This window comes from Pseudomonas sp. 1 R 17, from assembly GCF_900067035.1.
Classification (GTDB): domain Bacteria; phylum Pseudomonadota; class Gammaproteobacteria; order Pseudomonadales; family Pseudomonadaceae; genus Aquipseudomonas; species Aquipseudomonas marginalis.
In genome coordinates this window covers 2,238-3,329 of record NZ_FKLB01000068.1, presented here as the reverse complement: position 1 = coordinate 3,329, position 1,092 = coordinate 2,238, and the positions used below count along the sequence as shown (strand labels likewise).

Here is a 1,092-nt window from a genome sequence, read left to right as displayed (position 1 = left end):
TGTAGTAGCGATGGCGGTTGTAGTGCAGCCCGCTTTCCTGATCAAAGTACTGGCCCTGGAAACGTAGCGGGTTGTCGATTGTGCCTTTGTCGAGGCGGCTGATCTGGCCGTAGGCGCGGTAGTGGGCGGACCAGACGATGTCGCCGTCGGGGTCGGTGAGTTCCTGCGGTGTGCCGAGGTGGTCGAGTTGGTAGTGAAAGGCTTTGGTGTCTTGTGGACCAAAGCCATCCAGTAGGGCCAGCGGGCGAAAGCTGTCGGGTTCATAGAGATAGCTGCGATGGCGATCCGCATGGTGTTCGGCAATCAGCCTGTCGCCTTGCCAGAAAAACTCCGTGGTTAGGCCGTCCACGGTTTTGCTGATGCGTCGCCCAAACGGGTCGTAGCGGTAGCTGGCGGTTTGGCCGTTGGGTTGGGTGATGCCTATCAGCCGATGCTGGCAGTCGTAGCGATATTCGGTAATCAGCGCGTGCCCACGGCCCCGCCGTTCACGGATCAGGTTGCCGAAGGCGTCATAGTCGTAGTGGCGGTCGCCCTGGATCATCAGGCGGTTGCCGGCAACGATATCGGGGCCGGGGCGGTCTTGCATCAGCAGGGTGCCGGCCGGGGTGTGGCCGAAGCGTTCCTGCAGGTCTTGGGAGTGGTCGGCGCGGGTGAGGCGGCCTAGTGGGTCGTAGTGGTAGTGGTGTTCGCCTTTGCGCGTGTCGAGCAGGCGGGTGAGGTTGCCGGTTTTGTCGTAGTCGTATTGGCGTTGGTAGAGGTGGTCCTGTTGCTGGGTGATTGCGTGGGCGTGCAGGCGGTGTTGGTCGTCGTAGTGGTAGTGGCTGAGGAGTTGACCTTGTTGGCGTTGGTGTTCCTGGCCGGCTTTAAACAGGTGTGACGTGAGCGTCGAGCCATTGAGTTCGACCGTGGCGAGGTGGCCGCCTTTGCTGTGGTTGAACACCAGGCGGTTGTTGTCCGGCAGGCGCAGGTGTTGAAGCTGGCCGCAGGCGTCGTAGCCGTAGCGCAAGGTGCCCCAGCCCTGGTGTTCGGCGGTGAGGCGGTTTTGGCTATCGTATTCGTAGGCGAGCGCCCAGTGGCCGTCGTCGACGCTGA

The 1,092-nt window shown here is 62.0% G+C and carries 1 protein-coding gene; it reads right to left on the bottom strand.

Translation table 11 applies throughout. The annotated features are described in order from the left end of the window. Nucleotides 1-1,092: RHS repeat domain-containing protein (locus BFP99_RS33835; RefSeq protein WP_256098247.1), on the bottom strand; the 1,092-nt coding region annotated here is incomplete at both ends.